Here is a 12,824-nt window from a genome sequence, read left to right as displayed (position 1 = left end):
CACAGGGGAATGCATTTCAACTGTGGGAGCGGGCTTGCTCGCGAAGGCGGCCTCAAGTGCACCAAAAAAATTTCCTGAAGAAATCCATAAGAACTGCCTGAGGAGATCATCATGAACGCTGCCGTAGACGTTCTGCAGTCCACCCATCAGCACATCAACCGCGACCGCTTGTGGCAGTCGCTCATGGACCTGGCCAAGCTCGGCGCCACGGTCAAGGGCGGCGTCTGTCGCCTGGCCCTGACCGACCTCGACCGCCAGGCCCGGGACATTTTCGTCAACTGGTGCGAGGAGGCCGGTTGCACCGTCAGCATCGACGCCGTCGGCAACATCTTCGCCCGTCGTCCGGGTCGCAACCCGAACCTGCCACCGGTGATGACCGGCAGCCACATCGATACCCAACCCACCGGCGGCAAGTTCGACGGCTGCTTCGGCGTACTGGCCGGCGTCGAAGTGCTGCGCACCCTCAATGACCTGGGCGTGGAAACCGAAGCGCCGCTGGAAGTGGTGGTCTGGACCAACGAAGAAGGTTCACGCTTCGCTCCGTGCATGATGGGCTCCGGTGTGTTTGCGGAAAAATTCACCCTCGAAGAAACCCTGGCCAAGGTCGATGCCGAGGGCGTCAGCGTCGGTGAAGCGTTGAACGCCATTGGCTATGCCGGCGAGCGCAAGGTCAGTGGTCATGCGGTCGGCGCCTATTTCGAGGCCCATATCGAACAAGGCCCGATCCTTGAAGACGAACACAAAACCATCGGCGTGGTGATGGGCGCCCTCGGGCAGAAATGGTTTGACCTGAAACTGCGCGGCGTCGAAGCCCACGCCGGCCCGACGCCGATGCACCTGCGCAAGGACGCGCTGGTCGGCGCCTCGGTGATCGTCGGTGCGGTCAACCGCGCCGCCCTCGGCCACCAACCTCACGCCTGCGGCACCGTTGGCTGCCTGCAAGCCTATCCCGGCTCACGCAACGTCATCCCCGGCGAAGTGCGCATGACCCTGGACTTCCGTCATCTGGAACCGGCACGGCTGGACTCAATGATTGCCGAAGTCCGTGAAGTCATCGAAACCACCTGCGAGGAACACGGCCTGACCTTCGAACTGACCCCCACTGCGGATTTTCCACCGCTGTACTTCGACAAAGGCTGTGTGGAAGCGGTACGCGGCGCTGCTCAAGGGCTGGGCCTGTCGCACATGGACATCGTCAGCGGAGCAGGGCACGACGCAATCTTTCTCGCCGAACTTGGCCCGGCCGGGATGATCTTCGTACCGTGCGAAGGCGGCATCAGCCACAACGAAATCGAAAACGCCGCGCCGGATGATCTGGCGGCCGGGTGTGCGGTGTTGTTGCGGGCGATGCTGGCGGCGTCGGCGGCGATTGCCAGTGGTGAATTGGTGGCTTGAAATGCATGACGTGCGCTGAAAAAAAACAGCGCACGTCACAAACCCGAATCCTCAATCGTCATCCTGTTGAATCCCTCAAACAGTGGAGCAACACGATGTCGTCCAACACCCAACCGGTCAACCTGCTGCAATCGATTCCTCAGGTGTTCGAGAGCCTGACCCAGGTCCACGTCACCCTCGACAGCCACGACCTGGCTCCGACCCTCAAACACCTGCTGCACCTGCGTGCGTCGCAGATCAACCAATGCGGCTTCTGCGTGAAGATGCACACCCGCGAGGCCCGTGAAGCCAATGAAACCAACGAGCGGCTGGATCGCCTGATCGTCTGGCGTCACGTCAGCGATTTCAGCGCCTCCGAACGCGCCGCACTGGCCTGGACCGAAGCCCTCACCATACTCGATGAAAAGACCGACTACGCCAGCCTGCGCGGTGACTTGCGCGAGCACTTCAACGACGCACAAATCGGTGCCTTGACGGCCGAGATCGGCATGATCAACCTGTGGAACCGTTTGCAGGTGTCGAGGCACTGATTGATGAACTCCGCTGAGAATGCCGCCGCTGAGTTCGAGCAGCGCCGGCCCTTTTTGCTTGGTCTGGCGTATCGCATCCTCGGCTCCCGCGCCGAAGCCGAGGATGTCGTGCAAGAGCTGTTCATCAAATGGCTGGAGGCCGACCGCGCCGCCATTGCCACGCCGGCCGCCTGGCTGACCACAGCGTGCACTCGGCACTGCATCGATCTGCTGCGCTCGGCTCACAAGTCGCGGGTTGATTACGTCGGCACCTGGTTGCCGGAACCGATTCACACCACCCACCAGGACTCACCCGAACACAGGCATGAACTGGCCTCGTCGCTGTCCACCGCGTTTCTGTTGTTGCTGGAACGGCTAACCCCCAAAGAGCGTGCGGCGTACCTGCTCTACGAAATATTCGACATGGATTACGCACAAGTGGCTGACGCGGTCGGGGTTCAAGAGGCTGCGTGCCGCAAACTGGTGTCCCGAGCCAAGGCTAGCCTGGGCAACGGACAAACGCGCTTTCAACCGGAAACGGCGCGTCAGGACCAATTGCTGAGTGCTTTCCATAGCGCCATCGCCAGTGGCTCGACCGCTTCCTTGACCGCGATGCTGAGCGAAGACGTCGAACTCTGCGCCGACAGCGGCGGCAAGGCCTCGGCCATCCGCGAAACGTTGTCCGGCATTACCCGCGTGCTGGATTTCATTGGCCAGTCGTTGCACGTCTATTGGCAGACTTGCGAATGGCTGCCCAGCGAAATCAATGGGGCACAAGGCGTGATCATCAAGGCAGACGGGGTCATCACTGCGTCGATGACGTTTGGTTTTGACGAAGCGGGGCGGGTGAGCCAGATTTTTATCATGCGTAACCCGGAGAAGTTGGCGGGGTTGCAGGGTTCGTTGGATGTGCAGTGACTCAGTGCAGAGCGTGGGAACGATCGAACGAGTGAAGACCTGTAGGAGCTGAGCTTGCTCGCGAAGGCGGCGGATCAGTCAATAGAGATGTTGAAGGTGATGGCCTCTTCGCGAGCAAGCTCAGCTCCTACAGGGATGGACGAGATGTCCGGGGATGTTTGCTGCACTATCCCAACCCCTCGCGGTCGTAATCTTCACAGGGCGGCGCATGTATGCGCCGCCGCACGCGTGGAGATCCAATGAGCCAGGACGTCCTGACCACCGAAACCAATCGCCGTCAGTTGCAGCAGATTATCGCCGGCCTGTCCGATGGGGTGATTCTGCTGGAGCTCGACCAGACCCTCCTTTGGGCCAATGACGCCGCGTTGGCCATGCACGGCGTCAGGCAACTCAGCGAACTGGGGGCGAATGCCAAGGAGTACGCCAAGCGCTTCGCCTTGCGTTATCGCAATAATCACCCGGTTCAGGCCGACAATTATCCGATCAGTCGCGTCGCCCGAGGCGAGTCCTTCAGCGATGTGTTGGTTGAAGTGACGCCTGCCGACGACGAAGAGCGCACCTGGGTCCACAGCGTGCGCAGCATGGTACTGGCCGACAGTACTGGCGCGCCGGAGTCGCTGGTGCTGATCATGAACGATGTCACGGAGTGGGCCAGCGCCGAACAGCGTTTCGAAAAAACCTTCAGCGCCAATCCGGCCCCGGCGGTGATCTGTCGCCTCAGTGATTTGCGCTACATCAAAGTCAACCCGGGCTTCCTGGAGATGACCGGCTATACCCGTGATCAGGTGATCGGCCGTTCGACCTATGAACTGGACGTGCTGGAGGGGGCCGAAAACAAAGACCTGGCCAAGCAACGGTTGCGCGAAGGGGCGACGATTCCGCAAATGCAGGCTCAGCTGCAGTTACCCGAAGGTGGCAGCAAACAGGTGATCGTCGCCGGCCAGCCCCTTGAACTGAACGACGAAGCCTGCATGCTGTTTTCCTTCGTCGACATCGAGCCTCGGCATAAGGCCGAAGTCGCCCTGCGCCAAAGCGAGGAACGTTTTGCCAAGGCTTTTCGGCTGACCCCGGTGCCGATCCTGGTGTGCAGCGCCGGCGATCAGGTGGTGATGGACGTCAATGAAGCCTTCCTCGATACGCTCGCGTATTCCAGTGACGAAGTGCTTGGAAAATCGGTGACGCAGATCGATTTTATCGATGACACAGGCGCGCGCTCGCGACTGTTTGCGGCGCTGGAGAAAACCGGAAGCGTGGATCGTGTCGATGTTCGGGTGCGCAAGAAAGGCGCCGGGCTGATTGATTGCGCGGTCTCGGCCGACACCGTGAACATTCAGGACAGTCCCTGCTACCTGCTGGTGTTTATGGACATCACCGAGCGTAAACGCACGGAGCTGGAGCTGGTGTCGGCGATCGAAGAGGTGATGAAAGACGCCTCCTGGTTCAGTCGCACGCTCATCGAGAAGCTCGCTAACGTGAAAAACGTCAACTCGCCGCAGTTGCCTAGTGTGTCTTTCACTGACCTGACTGCCCGCGAGCGCGATGTGCTCGGCCTGATCTGCGAAGGCCTGGCCGACAAGGAAATCGCCGCGCGGCTCAAGCTCGCACCCAATACGGTGCGCAACCATGTGTCGACGGTGTATTCCAAGCTCGACGTTCACAGTCGTAGCGAGGCGATTGTCTGGGCTCGCGAGCGCGGTTTGTTCTCCAACGAGTGGCGGCCCAAGGCCCTGCGTTAGGTGCAAATGCACTACTCGAGGGGGTGCAAATTCATGTTCTGACCGAGTGCGGCAGTTCTTAGGCTGTAAGGGTGCGATACAGGTCTTCGGGTATCGCGTCCCTTTTAAAACAGCGACAGGAACCGCGGGATGATTTATATGGCGCAATTGCGTATGCAACTGGAGCGGAGCTTTTCGCCGTTGGCCTGTGACTGCAGTGTTACGGGGGATCATTCACTGACGGTGAAGCTCTATCATCCGGTGTCGGGGGAGGTGGATCTGGTGGTCAGCGGGTTGAGCGTAACCAACCTCAGAACGCCGGAGGCGGTGGCAGCGTTGATCGAAGAGCTGCGTTATGAACTTGAGAGCAACACGTTGCATCGTCCCGAAACGTCCTAGGAACTGTCGGGTTTTGTCGGCGGTCGTATAAAGAATACGAGAGTATTTTTTCTGTGACCGGTCCGCGGGTACGCGGTGAGAGTGTTGGGTCGCGGAAATTTGTCGATCACTTACCGCGGGTCAACCTATGAAAAGTCTCTGGAAACGCATTTTTACAACACTGTCGTTCGCGCTCTGGATAGCGATTCTGGGTGGTTGTGCCAGTCCTCCACCGCCACCTCCCGCTGCACCGCCTCCAACCCCTGTGCGCACCTGCCAAACCACTGAAAGCACCGATGTGCAAGGCGATGTGAGGGCTGAGGGGCAGGTGACCCGGGAAACGACGGTCACGCGTTGCATCACTCAGTAAGCGTCCATCTGCTCACGTTGAACCGCCAGCGGCGCTGTGCTGCTGGCGGGTATCCGTGCGTTTCGCTCAGACTTCCTCGATCCTGACCCACCGCGATTCCTGCGCTGCCAGTCGAATGGCCGTCGCCAGCCGTTCGACTTCCCACGCCTGTTCGAAATCTGTTCCGTCCTGAGATAAGCCTGCCAGCGCCATCACCAAATCATGGACTTCCAGTGTCTTGAGTTCGTTGTAGCCGAGCTGATGCCCTGCCGCCGGACTGAACGCCGCATAGCCCGGCAGATTCGGCCCTGCCAGCAAGCGCTGGAAACCGTCCTGACCGGCACGAAATAGTCGCAGCTCATTCAGGCGTTCCTGATCGAAAACCAAAGTCCCTCGGGTGCCGCTGATTTCAAAACTCAGGTGATTCTTGTAGCCGTGCTTGAGCCAGCTGCTGCTGAACGTGCCCCGGGCGCCATTCGCAAACCGCAACAAGGCGTGGACCTGATCGTCGACCGCGATACTGCGTTGTTCCAGGCTGCCAGCCGTGGCGGGGCGTTGCCGGTGCACGGTCTGGGTGTCGGCGCTCACTGACTCGACATCGCCCACCAGATAACGGGCCATGGCCAACAAGTGGCTGCCCAGATCGGCCAGTGCGCCACCGGCATGATCGGCATCGCAACGCCACGACCAAGGTGACGCTGGATCGGCCATGAAGTCTTCGCTGAATTCACCCTGGAAACTGATGATCTGACCCAAGTTGCCGTTCTCAATCAGCTGCCGGGCGAGCCCGATCATCGGGTTGTGCTGATAGTTGTAACCCACCCGCGTCACCACGCCCGCCGCTTTGGCCGCCAGCCGCATGGCGTCGGCCTGTTGCAGATTCACCGCCAACGGCTTTTCGCAATACACCGGTTTGCCGGCGGCGAGGGCGGCCATGGCCATGGGGTAGTGCAGGTGATTGGGCGTGGTGATTGCGATCAGATTGACCTTGGGGTCATCGATCAGTTGCTGCCAGTCGCTATGAGCAGTGTCGAAACCCCAGGCATCGGCGCAGTGGCGGGCACGCTGCGGATCGGCGTCGGCCAGAGCGGCGAGTTTGAGCTTGAGGGGCAGTTCGAAAACCGCACTGACGTTACGAAACGCCAAGGCATGGGCGCGGCCCATGAAACCTGTGCCGATGAGTCCGATACCGAGTTCGCGCATAGCCGGGGTCCTTTTTGGATTTTGTTTTCAGGAGGGCTATTTATGGAATAAATATTCTCTTTGTGCAACGTGTTGGAATAATAATTCTTTTTGCTGTGCGGTTTCAGAAAGCACGGAGATCGGCTACACCGCCTTGCTCCATTGCCTACAATTACGCCGGAATCCGCCGGCTTGTGCGTCTCACTATCGACCTCTATCGTTTCCAAGTGCTCAGATCAACGACAAATCGCGGGCTTTGATGACGGGACTCAGACTATATTGGCCACTAATTAATCAAATTTGAGCGATGCAACGAAGCTCGAATAGAGGTGGCTATGTCGAAGGATCTCGAAAAAACAACCTGTGTTTTCGTTGACGGTGATCGTCACGAAGCTAAGGCTGTGCGTGATTCTGTCGGATTCCAGCACGGCGGCATCATCCGCCTGGCGAATGGAAAAATCGTTAGCGGTCGTGCCAGTACTGTCAAAACCAATTCCGAGAAGGCATACGGATTTATCGCAGCTGCGGTTGCAAAAAGTGGCTCAGGAGTGAGGATCGATATGGATAGCGAAGGATACAAAACAGCGGCTGAGAGTGGCTGGGTCATGGTCGGTTCTAACGGCACCAAGTTATCAGCCGCCACGTGCACTTCTGTGCGGATCGATGAATACGCTGCTGAAATGCTCAAGGACCCGAACAAGGTTCGAGCGTTTTTCGAACGTGTGAATGGGGATGCCAAGGCTCGCTGATGTATTGCATTTCTCCTTCTTTTGTTCTTGGTTTCCATGGGTGCGAACGAGAAATTGGCGAGCGCGTACTGGCTGGCGAAGCAACGCTACTTGATAGCACTAATGACTATGATTGGCTTGGTCGCGGCGCCTATTTTTGGGAAAACAACCCGCAGCGCGCACTGAGCTTTGCGACGAATGCGCAAAAGCGGAGCTCTATCAAAAATCCCTTTGTGATTGGCGCAGTGATTGACTTGGGTCGTTGCCTGGATTTCACAGCCGAGAGTGCGTTGCGTGAAATCCGTCAGACCTACCTCTGGCTTGAAGCCGCCTCTAAAGAAGAGGGCGGTCAACCACTTAAGAAAAATAATCCCTACCTACGTCGTTTGGATTGTCAGGTCATTGATGCCTTACATACCTTCCGGGAGGTTACGGAGGCACCTGCGTACGATTCTGTCCGTTCACCATTCTGGGAGGGTGAACGTCTTTACCCAGGCACAGATTTTATGCATGAAACGCATGTTCAGCTGGCGATCCGTAATGTAAAGAGCATCAAGGGCTATTTTAGAGTTCTGGATCTGACTGGTAAGCCGGTTGAGTTTGTTCGCGCTGAGTAGTGTCCTTGCTTTATCCAGCTGGCGATCACCATCAGAACAATAAAAAGGCAGCCCGAAGGCTGCCTTTTGGTCATCCGGTAAATCGGATCAGGACAAGAACCCACCATCCACATTCAACGAAACCCCAGTGGTGTAGCTCGAAGCATCACTGGCCAGATACAGGACCGCTCCCGCCATTTCACTAGGATCCGCCACACGCTTGAGCGGAATCTGTTGCAATGCGGTGTTCAAAATAGCCTCGTTCTTCACCAGCGCCGAAGCGAATTTGGTGTCGGTCAGACCTGGCAGCAGGGCGTTGCAGCGGATGCCGAACTGCGCGCATTCCTTGGCGAACACTTTGGTCATGTTGATGACCGCCGCTTTGGTTACCGAGTAGATGCCCTGGAAGATCCCCGGCGAGATGCCGTTGATCGAGGCGACGTTGATGATGCTGCCGCCGCCGTTTTCGCGCATCAGCTTGCCGGCTTCCACCGACATGAAGAAGTAGCCGCGGATGTTCACGTCGACGGTTTTCTGGAAAGCGCCGAGGTCGGTGTCCAGTACGTTGCAGAACTGCGGGTTGGTCGCCGCGTTGTTGACCAGGATGTCCAAGCGCCCGAACTGCTCGCGGATGCCGGCGAAGACCTGGCTGATCTGTTCCATTTCACCGATGTGGCATGCCACGGCAGTGGCTTTGCCGCCGGCGGCGATGATCGCGTCAGCCACGTGCTGGCAGCCGTCGAGTTTGCGGCTCGAGACGATCACGTGGGCGCCTTGCTGGGCCAGCAGTTTGGCGATGGCTTCACCAATGCCGCGGCTGGCGCCAGATACGAATGCGATTTTGCCGTCGAGGTCGAACAACTGAGTCTTGGACATGGTTTTTCCTTGTTGTTGGGGCCAGTGGCGTGATCAGAGGCTGGATTTCGAAATGACTTGCAGGCTCATCTGCTCCAGCAGTTTGTTCATGTGAATGAACTGCGCGAAGCGTTTGTCCTGGGTCTGACCATGGAAGAAGCGGTAGTAGATCTGTTGCACGATGCCGGCCAGGCGGAACAGGCCGTAGGTGTAGTAGAAGTCGAAGTTGTCGATCTGGATACCTGAACGCTCGGCGTAGTAATCGACGAACTCGCGGCGGGTCAGCATGCCCGGCGCGTGGCTCGGCTGGCGGCGCATCAATTGCACCGGTGCCGGGTCGTCGGCTTCGATCCAGTAGGCGAGGGTGTTGCCCAGGTCCATCAGTGGGTCGCCGAGGGTGGTCAGTTCCCAGTCGAGCACGCCGATGATGTCCATCGGGTTGTTCGGGTCGAGGATCACGTTGTCGAAGCGGTAGTCGTTGTGGACGATGCTGGAGGCCGGGTGATCGGCCGGCATCTTGTCGTTGAGCCAGGCTTTGACCGCTTCCCACTTCGGCGCGTCCGGGGTCAGTGCTTTCTCGTAGCGATCGCTCCAGCCTTTGATCTGCCGCGCGACATAACCTTCGGGTTTGCCGAGGTCGCCCAATCCATAGGCGTTGTAGTCGACCCGGTGCAGTTCAACGAACTTGTCGATGAAACTCTTGCACAGCGTTTCGGTTTTCGTCGAATCCAGACCCAGTTCCGGCGGCAGTTCGGAGCGCAGGATGATCCCCTTGACCCGTTCCATCACATAGAATTCGGCGCCGATCACCGATTCATCGGTGCAGTGAACGTAGGCTTTTGGGCAGTACGGAAACCCATCACGAAGCTGATTGAGGATGCGAAATTCGCGGCCCATGTCGTGGGCGGACTTGGCCTTGTGGCCAAAGGGCGGGCGACGCAGGACGAACTCCTGCTCGGGGTATTCCAGCAAGTAGGTGAGGTTCGACGCACCGCCCGGAAACTGGCTGATCTGTGGCAAACCACTCAGGCTCGGAATGTGGGCCTTGAGGTACGGATCGATCAGGCTGGCATCGAGTTCTTCGCCGGTGCGGATACGTGTGGACTGGTCAGTAAGCGCCATGCTTATCCCTTCTGCTTATTCTGGAGGCCTGAGACTATTGGCTAATCTAATGCGCACACCCGACACCCACAACCACGAAACGCCCTTATAGGTGAGCGTGTTGCCGGGCAATCATTGTTTTTGATACATCTGTTTGAATGGTGGTCAGATCATGCTCGTCGACGATGGCAGGGCAATCGGGGTCAATACCGGATTACCTGAGAAGAACGCCACCAGATTGCGACCTGCCAGCTCCACGGTGCCTTGAGTGGCTTCCGGGGACAAACCGGCGACATGCGGGGTGAGGATCACATTGGCCAACGTCTTGAAGGCATTGGGTACTTGGGGTTCTGTGTCGAAGACATCCAGCGCAGCGCCGGCAATCCTGCGCTGCTCAAGCGCGCTGATCAGGTCAGCAGTGACGATCACACTGGCTCGGGCGATGTTGACGATGAACCCCTGAGGGCCCAAGGCGTCGAGTACTTGTCGGCTGATCAGGTGTTTGGTGCCCAGCCCGCCGGGGGTGGCGACGACCAAAAAGTCTGATTCCCGTGCCAACTCGGTGGGCGTCGAGCGGAAGCTGTACGGCACATCGCTGCGATGCTGGCGGTTGTGGTAACTGACCGTCATGTCGAAGCCGTGGGCGGCGCGTTTGGCGATGGCCATCCCGACTGCGCCGAGCCCCAGGATGCCCAGGTGCTTGCCCGCCAGGGAAGGGCGCATGATTTTCGGCCACTCACCCCGGCGCACGGCGGCGTCGCAACGGGGAATGTCACGTACCAGCGACAGCAGCATCGCCATGGCATGGTCGGCGACTGAAGAGGCATTGACTCCGGCGCCATTGGTGACCGTAATGCCCCGGTTGGCGGCGGCTTGCAGGTCGACGTGTTCGTAGCCGGCGCCGATCACGCAGATGATCTTGAGATTGGGCAGGGCAGCGATTTCGTCGGCATACAGGCCTAATGGGCCGCGGGTCAGCACCGCATCGATCTGGGCTCCATGCCGTGTAATGGCATCGGCGCGCTCGGCCGGCGTGGGCGCCAGAATCAGGTGAAAACCCTGATGTTCGAGAATCGGCAGGTAATCATTGATGGTTTCAACAAGTACCAGAACGGTTGCGGGCATGCTGGGCTCCTGTGGGCATCGGAAAATCGGGACTCGAAAGTGGCTTCAAAACGTTGCTTCAAATTGCTGATCCGCAACGGTTTGGTATTTACCAAAGATAGCAGGCTTGTGGCCTGCGACCTCAGTGTAGGAGCGTTCCGTAGCGCTTACATATCCACGGTGTTAAACACCGTTGCGAAGGCACCGTTCAACGTCGCGTTATGGTGTTCGATGATCGACGGGGCCGGCAGCGCCGGTGTGTCCATGCAGGTATGCGCATCGGCCACGAGTATGGGCTTGAACCCCAGTTCGGCCGCCGCCCGGCAGGTGCTGTCGATGCAATATTGGGTTTTCATGCCGGCGATGAACACCTCATTGATGCCGCTAGCCTGCAGTTGCTCCGCCAGCGCGGTGGCGTAAAAGGCGTTGGGTCTGGTTTTGTCGAACAGGATGTCGGTGCTGGCATCCAGATCCAGTGCGGGCAATAGCTGCCAGAAGGGGCTACCGACTTCGATGGGCGAACCTTGAGGGCCGGTATGGCGCACCGCGAAGATCGGCATGTTGCGCTCCCTGGCCCGACGAATGAGTTGCTGGATGTTCGCCAATACCCGTTCACCGTCGTAGGGTTTTTCCGGGCCGTGGAACAGACCGACCTGCATATCGATGATCAACAACGCTGATGGCATGGGTGTTTCTCCTTGGGTGTCGTACGAAAGACGCCGAACGGACGGGAGAAACAACAAGGCCCCGTCCATTGCTGGCGGGGCCTTGGGTTCACTGCGCTGTGTTTATCTCAGCCAGCCACCGCACGACCCGCCGTTAGCGGTCGTGGTGGTGCGGGTGAGGTTCAGCGCAGGAATATTCATGAGGCTGATCATGCCGTCGGCGTCGCGGGTGTGTCAACGGCCGTGTCCGCGGTGAGAAACGTCCGGGCTGCGTCGAGAATTTCATCGGACAACGCATTGCCACGGGTTGCGCGGGCCAGGGTCAGGGCGCCGACCATCAGCGAATAGTCCACCAACGCTTTTTGCCGATTGGTGTCGGGCTGATCCGCGCCCATCAGTGGTGCCAGCATCTGCAACAATGCCTCCAGCCCTTGGGTGTAGGTCTGGTGCAATCCGCTTTCAGCGGTTTCATGACACATGTCGCCGGCAAACGCGGTCACCGGGCAGCTTTCGCCCGGATTATCGCGATTGGCCGCGGACAGGTAGGGCGCGATGATGCTCTCGCGAGCCGAGAGGTTGTCGTCGTTATCCTCTATTTTCTGCTTCCAGCGTTCCATTGATTGGGTGAACGCCCGGCTGCACGCCTCTTTTGCCAAGGCTTCCCTGGATTCGAAATGACCATAGAACCCGCCATGGGTGAGGCCGGCTGCGCCCATCACATCGACGACACTGATCCCGTGCAGGCCACGTTCGCGAAACAGACGCGTGGCGGCCTCGACGATGATCTCGCGGTTGAGTTCGGCTTGTTTGCGGGAGACTCGGGGCATTGGCGGCTCACAGGTATATAAAAGGCAGAAATCAGCTGGCGTACTGGGCTATGCCGTTGCCAAACGACCAGTTCTCTTTCTTTACCTCCACCAGATTGATGAATACATCTTCCAGGCGCACCGCCAGTTCCGCGTTAAGGCTCTCGGCGATGGTTTTGTAGAGGAGTTTTTTCTGCTCGATGGTGCGGCCTTCGCTCAGAGTGATCTGAATCACCACCAGATTGTCGGTGCGATTGATGCCCAGGTAGCCGGGATCAAAGATGAAATGCTGTTCATCGTGCTCGGCAAGAATCTGGAAGTTATCGTTCTCTGGCACACCAATGGCGCTGTGCATGGCGGCGTAGATCAATTGCCCGACACGTTTGGCGTGAGTAGGGTCTTGACGCTTTTTGATGTCGACGCGAACGAGTGGCATGAGAGGTCTCCGAAATGAGGGTTACCGACCAGCAGTCGGTATCGAAATTACATGACGGCAATCCTTTATTGAATAGATTTTTTAAAA

Annotated in this window: 14 protein-coding genes; 7 read left to right on the top strand and 7 right to left on the bottom strand. The window is 58.4% G+C overall.

Features of this window, described 5'->3' with window-relative positions:
* The first annotated feature begins 111 nt into the window (after window positions 1–111).
* The 5 genes from ACSQ87_RS18245 (at window position 112) to ACSQ87_RS18225 (ending at window position 4,936) form a co-directional block, all read left to right on the top strand.
* Entirely contained in the window at window positions 112–1,395 is a 1,284-nt protein-coding gene (locus ACSQ87_RS18245) for a Zn-dependent hydrolase (RefSeq protein WP_436274004.1), read from the top strand.
* Window positions 1,396–1,490: 95 nt separating this feature from the next.
* On the top strand, window positions 1,491–1,925 hold the full coding sequence (locus ACSQ87_RS18240) for a carboxymuconolactone decarboxylase family protein (protein ID WP_223430872.1): 435 nt from the start codon (window positions 1,491–1,493) through the stop codon (window positions 1,923–1,925).
* 3 nt (window positions 1,926–1,928) lie between these two features.
* The gene (gene sigJ, locus ACSQ87_RS18235; protein ID WP_436274003.1) at window positions 1,929–2,822 is read left to right on the top strand and encodes an RNA polymerase sigma factor SigJ; all 894 of its coding nucleotides are present in this window, start codon (window positions 1,929–1,931) and stop codon (window positions 2,820–2,822) included.
* Between the two features lie 239 nt (window positions 2,823–3,061).
* Window positions 3,062–4,558, top strand: coding sequence for a PAS domain S-box protein (locus ACSQ87_RS18230; RefSeq protein WP_436274002.1), 1,497 nt, complete (start codon window positions 3,062–3,064; stop codon window positions 4,556–4,558).
* A 129-nt stretch (window positions 4,559–4,687) separates the two neighbouring features.
* Window positions 4,688–4,936: a DUF1652 domain-containing protein gene (locus ACSQ87_RS18225; protein ID WP_436274001.1), complete on the top strand. Its 249-nt coding sequence runs from the start codon at window positions 4,688–4,690 to the stop codon at window positions 4,934–4,936.
* A gap of 415 nt (window positions 4,937–5,351) precedes the next feature.
* Here ACSQ87_RS18225 and ACSQ87_RS18220 read toward each other — a convergent pair whose 3' ends face one another.
* Entirely contained in the window at window positions 5,352–6,467 is a 1,116-nt protein-coding gene (locus ACSQ87_RS18220) for a Gfo/Idh/MocA family protein (protein WP_436274000.1), read from the bottom strand.
* Window positions 6,468–6,781: 314 nt separating this feature from the next.
* Between ACSQ87_RS18220 and ACSQ87_RS18215 the strand changes: the two genes are divergently transcribed.
* Both ACSQ87_RS18215 and ACSQ87_RS18210 read left to right on the top strand, forming a co-directional pair.
* Window positions 6,782–7,195: a hypothetical protein gene (locus tag ACSQ87_RS18215; protein WP_223430866.1), complete on the top strand. Its 414-nt coding sequence runs from the start codon at window positions 6,782–6,784 to the stop codon at window positions 7,193–7,195.
* On the top strand, window positions 7,195–7,791 hold the full coding sequence (locus tag ACSQ87_RS18210; protein ID WP_095128209.1) for a hypothetical protein: 597 nt from the start codon (window positions 7,195–7,197) through the stop codon (window positions 7,789–7,791). Before ACSQ87_RS18215 ends, ACSQ87_RS18210 begins: the two co-directional genes overlap by 1 nt.
* 87 nt (window positions 7,792–7,878) lie before the next feature.
* Here the strand turns inward: ACSQ87_RS18210 and ACSQ87_RS18205 are convergent, their stop codons facing one another.
* The 6 genes from ACSQ87_RS18205 to ACSQ87_RS18180 all read right to left on the bottom strand — a co-directional run bounded on the left by ACSQ87_RS18205 (window position 7,879) and on the right by ACSQ87_RS18180 (window position 12,737).
* Window positions 7,879–8,646 (bottom strand): SDR family oxidoreductase, encoded by a 768-nt coding sequence (locus ACSQ87_RS18205; RefSeq protein WP_436273999.1) that lies wholly within the window; start codon window positions 8,644–8,646, stop codon window positions 7,879–7,881.
* 33 nt (window positions 8,647–8,679) lie between these two features.
* Window positions 8,680–9,747, bottom strand: coding sequence for a phosphotransferase family protein (locus ACSQ87_RS18200; protein WP_436273998.1), 1,068 nt, complete (start codon window positions 9,745–9,747; stop codon window positions 8,680–8,682).
* A 144-nt stretch (window positions 9,748–9,891) separates the two neighbouring features.
* Window positions 9,892–10,851, bottom strand: coding sequence for a 2-hydroxyacid dehydrogenase (locus ACSQ87_RS18195; protein WP_223430864.1), 960 nt, complete (start codon window positions 10,849–10,851; stop codon window positions 9,892–9,894).
* Between the two features lie 146 nt (window positions 10,852–10,997).
* The gene (locus ACSQ87_RS18190) at window positions 10,998–11,516 is read right to left on the bottom strand and encodes a cysteine hydrolase family protein (RefSeq protein ID WP_436273997.1); all 519 of its coding nucleotides are present in this window, start codon (window positions 11,514–11,516) and stop codon (window positions 10,998–11,000) included.
* A 188-nt stretch (window positions 11,517–11,704) separates the two neighbouring features.
* Window positions 11,705–12,322, bottom strand: coding sequence for a TetR/AcrR family transcriptional regulator (locus ACSQ87_RS18185; protein WP_436273996.1), 618 nt, complete (start codon window positions 12,320–12,322; stop codon window positions 11,705–11,707).
* 31 nt (window positions 12,323–12,353) lie between these two features.
* Window positions 12,354–12,737 carry a tautomerase family protein gene (locus ACSQ87_RS18180; RefSeq protein ID WP_223430861.1) on the bottom strand — a complete coding sequence of 128 codons (384 nt, stop codon included), beginning with the start codon at window positions 12,735–12,737 and terminating at the stop codon, window positions 12,354–12,356.
* Between the last annotated feature and the right edge of the window lie 87 nt (window positions 12,738–12,824).

Source organism: Pseudomonas sp. LjRoot277 (genome assembly GCF_964253845.1).
Classification (GTDB): Bacteria; Pseudomonadota; Gammaproteobacteria; order Pseudomonadales; family Pseudomonadaceae; genus Aquipseudomonas.
Note: the sequence above shows the minus strand (reverse complement) of the source record. Positions and strands in the feature narration are given on the sequence as shown.

Coding starts and splice junctions, on each gene's coding strand:
- ACSQ87_RS18245 (WP_436274004.1), top strand. CDS start 112: ATGAACGCTGCCGTAGACGTTCTGCAGTCCACCCATCAGCACATCAAC.
- ACSQ87_RS18240 (WP_223430872.1), top strand. CDS start 1,491: ATGTCGTCCAACACCCAACCGGTCAACCTGCTGCAATCGATTCCTCAG.
- sigJ (WP_436274003.1), top strand. CDS start 1,929: ATGAACTCCGCTGAGAATGCCGCCGCTGAGTTCGAGCAGCGCCGGCCC.
- ACSQ87_RS18230 (WP_436274002.1), top strand. CDS start 3,062: ATGAGCCAGGACGTCCTGACCACCGAAACCAATCGCCGTCAGTTGCAG.
- ACSQ87_RS18225 (WP_436274001.1), top strand. CDS start 4,688: ATGATTTATATGGCGCAATTGCGTATGCAACTGGAGCGGAGCTTTTCG.
- ACSQ87_RS18220 (WP_436274000.1), bottom strand. CDS start 6,467: ATGCGCGAACTCGGTATCGGACTCATCGGCACAGGTTTCATGGGCCGC.
- ACSQ87_RS18215 (WP_223430866.1), top strand. CDS start 6,782: ATGTCGAAGGATCTCGAAAAAACAACCTGTGTTTTCGTTGACGGTGAT.
- ACSQ87_RS18210 (WP_095128209.1), top strand. CDS start 7,195: ATGTATTGCATTTCTCCTTCTTTTGTTCTTGGTTTCCATGGGTGCGAA.
- ACSQ87_RS18205 (WP_436273999.1), bottom strand. CDS start 8,646: ATGTCCAAGACTCAGTTGTTCGACCTCGACGGCAAAATCGCATTCGTA.
- ACSQ87_RS18200 (WP_436273998.1), bottom strand. CDS start 9,747: ATGGCGCTTACTGACCAGTCCACACGTATCCGCACCGGCGAAGAACTC.
- ACSQ87_RS18195 (WP_223430864.1), bottom strand. CDS start 10,851: ATGCCCGCAACCGTTCTGGTACTTGTTGAAACCATCAATGATTACCTG.
- ACSQ87_RS18190 (WP_436273997.1), bottom strand. CDS start 11,516: ATGCCATCAGCGTTGTTGATCATCGATATGCAGGTCGGTCTGTTCCAC.
- ACSQ87_RS18185 (WP_436273996.1), bottom strand. CDS start 12,322: ATGCCCCGAGTCTCCCGCAAACAAGCCGAACTCAACCGCGAGATCATC.
- ACSQ87_RS18180 (WP_223430861.1), bottom strand. CDS start 12,737: ATGCCACTCGTTCGCGTCGACATCAAAAAGCGTCAAGACCCTACTCAC.